Source organism: candidate division WOR-3 bacterium, assembly GCA_039801725.1.
In the GTDB taxonomy this organism is placed as follows: domain Bacteria; phylum Hydrothermota; class Tepidihabitantia; order Tepidihabitantales; family DTDR01; genus DTDR01.
Genome location: JBDRVE010000050.1, coordinates 1,484 through 8,075 on the forward strand (window position 1 = coordinate 1,484; position 6,592 = coordinate 8,075).

Here is a 6,592-nt window from a genome sequence, read left to right on the forward strand (position 1 = left end):
TATGAAGAGAAATTGATTTCCTTTCTTCAATTGCGGGCAAAGGTTCTAAACTTATTACTGTAAAATCAATATTGGTTTGATTATTTGTGGTGTAGCCACAGATATAAAGATTACCTTCAATACCATAAATTATTGATTGGGCACAATCATTACCATTAGCCGAACCATTATAAGAATAAACCCATCGCTCTCTACCGTCAGAAGTTAAACTAATTACGGTAAAATCAGCCGCAGTATTATTATTTGTGCTATAACCACAAACATAAATATTTCCATCTCTACCGTAAGCAATTGAATAGGCTTCATCGTTACTATCTGCTTCACCATTATAGTGATAAACCCATCTTTCTTGGCTATTCAGTTTTAGGCTAATTACCGTGAAATCAGAAAATAAATTATTGGCAATTGTCTTACCGGCAACGTAAAGGTTATTATCTAAACCATAAACAATATCATAGGCATCGTCATCACCATTTCCTGGACCATTATAACGATAAGTCCATTTCACCTCTAACCATTCATTTAAACTACAACACATAACAGTAAAATCTTCCAATAAACTACCACAAACATAAAGATGCCAATTTGAATCACAAGTAAGAGAATAGGAAGCATCGCCATATTCCGATTCAAAATAATATACTGTAATACCGAGGTTAAGAGCTACTATCACAAATTCCATACCCACATAACCAGTGGCATAAAAATGATTATCTGCTCCGAGTATTACTTTAGTTGCATTAGATTCACTGCCTTCCCTCCCTGCTCCTGCTCCCCATCTTAATTCTCCGGTAGAAGATATACCAAGTGCTCCTAACCATTGTAAAGAACCTCCTTCATTAAAACAACCAACAACACATAAATCACCAATGGAACTTTGAGCAATAGAAAATGCCTCATCATTACCATTTTCTTCACTATTATATTCAACAATCCACCTCTGCTCGCCATTAGTTGTTAAACTTACCACTAATACATCTTTTCCCCTACCAGTATTTGTCGTATAACCACAAACATAAAGATTACCATCAATACCGTAAATTATTGAGTTAGCGCCATCATCACTATTGGCAGTTCCATTATAACGATAAATCCAACGTTCTTCGCCATCCGAAGTTAAACTAATAACAATGAAATCACCGTCGCTACCAGCAATATAAAGATTACCTTGATTATCTTGGACAATTGCCTTAGCGAAATCATTACCATTTTGTGGTCCATTATACCGATAAACCCACCTTTCTACCTGAGAAAAACCAAGACTTAAAAAGAAGACTAACAAAATAAAAATCTTTGCTCTCATCTTCTCCTCCTTTTTAACTTTTATTATATTCTATACCTATAAAAATTTTTTATCAATAATTAAACAATGTATTTTGCGATACTAATTTTTAAAAAGGAAAATTTGTAATTTAAAGTTTTATTACCTTAATAATTCTTTCTTTTTGATTTTTACCCAATTTTATTATATAAACCCCTCTCTTTATTCTCTTTAAAGAAATTTTATCTTTTTTCTCTTTCAATACCAATTTACCCGAAATATCATAAATCTCAATTTCAACATTTGTTTTTAAATCTAAAAATGATTTTGTGATATTAGAAAATGCCTTTATCTTTTTATTTTTAAGATTATCCTCGTTTAAAGATAGGACAATTGTGTCGCGGATAACATAGAGGGAAGAATCCCCAAAATCACATATATAAATTTGATGGGTCTTTGGATTTCCTGTCATTCCATACCTATAATAGCCATGCCTTCCAAATCTTAATTGAGAAATTATTGAATCATTACTGCAATCTAATATATAAAGAATATTATAACTACTATAATTTTCGTAATAAGTAGCCCCAAAATATAATCGGTTGCTCCATTCAGCAAGATACATATTAAAAAAATCATCGTCAGAAACTAGAATGGCTTTAATTATGGAGTCCCTTTTACAATCAATTACTTTTATACAATAATATGATTCTAAACTGCTAGGCCAATAGATTTTATTTTCCTTTTTATTAAAAATAATTGGAATTTTGTTGTCTAAATCTAAAGTGTCAAATATTTTGATTAATGTATCTCCTTTTGTACATATTACTGCTGATTTTATCCCTCCTCCTAACCAATAAGGTCCTACATATAATTTTCTGTTAAAAGGATTATAACAAGCATTGCCTGGGATTAATGGAACAGATATCGTTTTAATCAGCGAATCATTCTCACAATCTATAACTCCCACAACATTAGCATATGCACATCCGCAATAAACTTTGTTGCCAACCGAATCCCACACCGTAAAATGAGAAAACCAGTATTGGGGATGGTTTATTATTTTAATTAATGAATCACGTTCACAGTCTATTACACCGATATTCATTCCATCAGTCACATAAATCTTATCATTTTTTGAATTATAACACCTTCCCCATGGCCAATAGGCATCAAATCTAATCCATTTTATTATTGAATCTTTTTCCACGTCAATAACTGCCATACTTTCCGGAGCAGGACTAAAGCTACAATATAATTTATTATTTTTTGGATTATATATTCCATAGGCTTTACCATCATAATCAGCAGGAATAGGTATAACCTTTTTTATTTGATAAGTAGAACAATCCATTACAAGGAATCTATTATTAGGATGTCGCGAAAAATTTATATAAAGTTTATTTCCTTTAGGAATATAAAATAAGCTACGAGGCTCGTCAAAAAAAGGAATTATGGTATCAATTATTTGTGAATAAATATAAGAAATTAAAAAAATAAAATAGAATATCTCATAAAAATTTAAAGGGCGGGTTTTTACCCCGCCCCTCCTTTTGTTATTTAACTACTATTTTAATACTTTCTTGCTTTTCTTTCATATTAATTTTAATAAAATACACGCCGGAAGAAACCTTTTTACCTTTCTCATCCTTTCCATTCCAAATAAATTGATGCTCTCCTTTTTCCATTTTACCTTTAAATAATGTTTTTATTTTTTTACCATAAAGATTATAAACTGAAATCTCTCCATAATAAGGTGTTTCAAGAGAATAATAGAGGATTACTTCTTTTGAGTTAGATAATATTTTCACTTTTTTAGCGGTAGCGAAGGATTGCTGTCCAAAAGCCTCTTCTTCAAAAAATGGATTGGGATTACAATAAAAACCATCCCTATCTCCACCGATAACTAAATAAGCATCATCCTTCCTTTCTCGCCAATCAAAGGTGATTGAAGCACCAGAACCAAGTATGTCGGGTAAGGGGTCCTCAGGAGCCCAATCATTTGAAGATATGTCATAAGACCAGTGCCTTTCAATATTGCTACTTCTTCCAAATATTGCCAAAAGGTATTTTTTACGTGTACTGTGTGTACTTTGGTAACAAGAAGTAATTGAAGAGCCATCATTTTGGTTTAATTGGGTGTTCTCTCTTTCGCTCCACGTAGCCCTATGTATTGAATAGCAGTAAAATTTTCTTTTACCACCGCCTACTAAACAATAAATACTTTCAGCAGCCATATTTGTAATCCCATCTCTTATACAATGATAAGCAATTGAACCTCCTTCTTTTATTGTGTCAGGAATATCAGGTAGTCTAACCCAACCGTAATTAATTATAAATCTTCTTGTTTCACTCCATAAGGAATTAGAAGAACGTGTCCGCCAATAATAAACACCCGGCTTAAAAATCTTTTTAGGAATATAAATGTTTTTATCAGTTGTAATGTCGAATATTGGTGAAGAAAAATCAGGATTCTCATCTACTTGAAGTTGATAAAAAGAAGCAGCGGCATCTTCATTCCATTGGAAAAATATCTTCATTGCCTCTAAGATTGTATCATTTGGTGGGAAAATATAAAAAGGTGGAACAGGATTAGGTGTTAATTCTACAAAAAGAAGATTATAGAAATTGGAAGTAGATCCACCTATTGTTAAAAATAGTTCTCCGTGATAAATAACAATAGGAGAAGGTATTACATAAAATATCTGATTAAGGGGTCTAAAAGTAATAGAGACACCGGGACCGATTTCTTCAGGTAATTCTAATTCTTCCCAATCTCCATAAGGTCCGATAGAATCTTCGAAAGAATAGACACACAACAAATCCTCATCATCTTCAATTTGTGCCGCAACAAATACATTCTCTAAACCATACTTACTTTGGCCATAAGTTATTGCACCAGCATGATAAATTGGCTCAGGAAGTTCTTCTAAATCGGTTATCCACTGATCTCTTGCCATATCAAAAGGCATAAAAATCTTCTCTTTCGTTTCCTACCACTGCAAAAATATAGCCTCTTCCATAAGTAATTCCGCCACCGGACCCTACAGGTGAAGGAACCGACGGTCTCCTTTCCCATCTAGCAAAAGAAATTGAAATTATTATTAATAAAATAAAAACTAAACTTTTTATTTTCATATTTTCCTCCTTTTTATTTTAAAGATTCTTTTTTTATTTTCAATAACTCCTAACATCGCTTAAATTATAAACATGAAAAAAAAAGTCAATAATAAAAATTCAATTTATAAATATTTTAAGTATTTGAAAAAATAAAGACTTACGGAAGTAAAGAGAAAATTTGGTTTCTAAAATAACAAGGGGGTAAATAATAACCACAAAGAATTAATATAATTAATAAAATATATCTATCTCTCCTTTCTTTTTTCTTTCTTCTTCAAATATTCTTATTATTTCATCAATGGTTGCTATCTCATAGGGATTTTTATCGTATCTTATTCTATTTATGCGGGCAAATCTTAAGGCATAACCACTTTCATAGAATGGCGATTTTTCTATCTCGGAAAAGAAGACCTCAACAACTATTTCCGGTCTAACAATTATCCCCCATTCTTTATCTTCTATCTTCTTAGTTAGAAGAATTTTCGTTATCTCAGTAAATTCTTTATCGCTTAAACCTTTGAAAGTTTTGCCCAATGGTAAAAAACCATTTCTTTCCCTGTTAAGACAGCCAAGTAAAAAATTGGAAAGCCAACCTTTCCTTCTGCCGTGTCCCCATTCGGCTTCTAAAATTACTAAATCTAAGGGATAAAAATTTTTCAGTTTAAGCCAATATTTCTTTCTACTACCAATAAAATAAGGAGAATCTAATTTCTTTATCATTATTCCTTCGTTTCCCCTTTTAATACTCTCTTCATAAAACCTCTTTATTTTATCTTTATCATCGGTCTCAATCCTTTCAATCAAAAGATTATTAGGAATGGTTTTACTTAAAATCTGCCATCTCTCTTTATTAGGAATTCCAAATAACTTCTCACCATTTTTATATAAAATATCAAAAAAGAAAGGTCTAATATTTTCAAATCTTTCTCGCTCTTTTCTACTGATAATCTTCATCATATCTTGAAAAGGTAAAATCTTATTCTCTTTATCTAATAAAACTACTTCACCATCCAAAACAAAATCACCATTAATCTCACTAAAATATTCAGCAATCTCAAAAAGATTATTGGTAATATCTTTTAAATGGCGAGAAAAGATTTTTACCTCTTTATCTTTTTTATGAAGGAAAATTCTAATACCATCTATCTTATATTCGCAGGCTAATTTCTCTTTAGGAAGTTCATCAACCGAATAGATAATACCAGCAAGCATCGGTGAAAAAGGTTGAAATATCTCAAAATCCGTTTTTTCTATATAATTTTTCCCTTCCTTAAAAATTCCCTCTATCACCTGTAAGAAATCTCCCTTTTTCAAGATTATCTCATCAAGAATATCTTCTGAGATTTGAAAGGTTTTAGCAATTGCCTTCTTAATTATTCCTTTATTAGCACCAATCTTTATTTCGCCAATTAAAAAATTTACCAAATATTCCCTTTCTTTATCATCCAATTTTCTAAAGAGATAATACAAGATATTTAACTTCCGATATAAAGAATCGCTACCTTTTATTTTCTTTAACTCTTTTAAAATTTTATCAATCTCGGAAACTTCAACACTTTCATTACCTTCTTTTAAAACAAGTAAATTTTTTAAACTTTGATAACCAAGTCCAACTTTTCCATAGGGATTTTCACCGATTAATAAGGCAACAACCACTTTCCCCTCTTCCTTATCTACTCTTTTTAAAAAAGAAGAAAGCAAAGAAACCTTCTCATTAATACTACTTATCCCTTTCAATCTTTCTGCCAACAAAACAACTTCTTTAAGTTTCATCTATTAAAAATAAAATAATTTCTCCTTTTTGTCAAGTTTGATTTCCTATTTTTTTATTGTATAATTTTTAATGAGAAATAAATTTCTTTTACTTTTTCTTTTTATCTTTATAATCGGTTATTGCCAAGAGATTAAAATTGGTTTAGCCCTTTCTGGTGGTGCGGCGTTAGGTTTGGCACATATTGGTGTTTTAAAAGTATTAGAAAGAGAAGGAATTCCTATTTCTTTTATTACTGGTAATAGTATGGGTTCTTTGGTTGGTGGTGTGTACGCTTGCGGCTATTCTGCTTTCCAAATTGAAAGCATTGCTTTAAGTGTCAATTGGCAGGAATTATTTTCTAATGTTCTTCCTTTTGGTAGCCAATATTTACCCGAAAGGCAATTAAGAAATAGATATTTTTTAAATCTTAACCATAAAAATTTCATTCCCTATTTACC

6 protein-coding genes are annotated in these 6,592 nt (G+C 31.0%); 1 reads left to right on the forward strand and 5 read right to left on the reverse strand.

Going from position 1 to position 6,592, the window contains the following annotated elements; translation table 11 throughout:
- The 5 genes from ABIK75_07905 to ABIK75_07925 all read right to left on the reverse strand — a co-directional run.
- On the reverse strand, nucleotides 1–1,303 hold a 1,303-nt coding region (locus ABIK75_07905; protein MEO0091011.1), incomplete at its 3' end, for a hypothetical protein.
- 109 nt (nucleotides 1,304–1,412) lie between these two features.
- Nucleotides 1,413–2,615, reverse strand: a complete 1,203-nt coding sequence (locus tag ABIK75_07910) for a T9SS type A sorting domain-containing protein (GenBank protein ID MEO0091012.1) — start codon at nucleotides 2,613–2,615, stop codon at nucleotides 1,413–1,415.
- A 202-nt stretch (nucleotides 2,616–2,817) separates the two neighbouring features.
- On the reverse strand, nucleotides 2,818–4,233 hold the full coding sequence (locus tag ABIK75_07915; GenBank protein MEO0091013.1) for a FlgD immunoglobulin-like domain containing protein: 1,416 nt from the start codon (nucleotides 4,231–4,233) through the stop codon (nucleotides 2,818–2,820).
- Nucleotides 4,223–4,399 (reverse strand): hypothetical protein, encoded by a 177-nt coding sequence (locus ABIK75_07920; GenBank protein MEO0091014.1) that lies wholly within the window; start codon nucleotides 4,397–4,399, stop codon nucleotides 4,223–4,225. Before ABIK75_07920 ends, ABIK75_07915 begins: the two co-directional genes overlap by 11 nt.
- Nucleotides 4,400–4,612: 213 nt before the next feature.
- Entirely contained in the window at nucleotides 4,613–6,154 is a 1,542-nt protein-coding gene (locus ABIK75_07925; GenBank protein ID MEO0091015.1) for an ATP-dependent DNA ligase, read from the reverse strand.
- A gap of 70 nt (nucleotides 6,155–6,224) precedes the next feature.
- Between ABIK75_07925 and ABIK75_07930 the strand changes: the two genes are divergently transcribed.
- Nucleotides 6,225–6,592, forward strand: a 368-nt coding sequence (locus ABIK75_07930; GenBank protein MEO0091016.1) for a patatin-like phospholipase family protein, incomplete at its 3' end; no start/stop codon positions are given.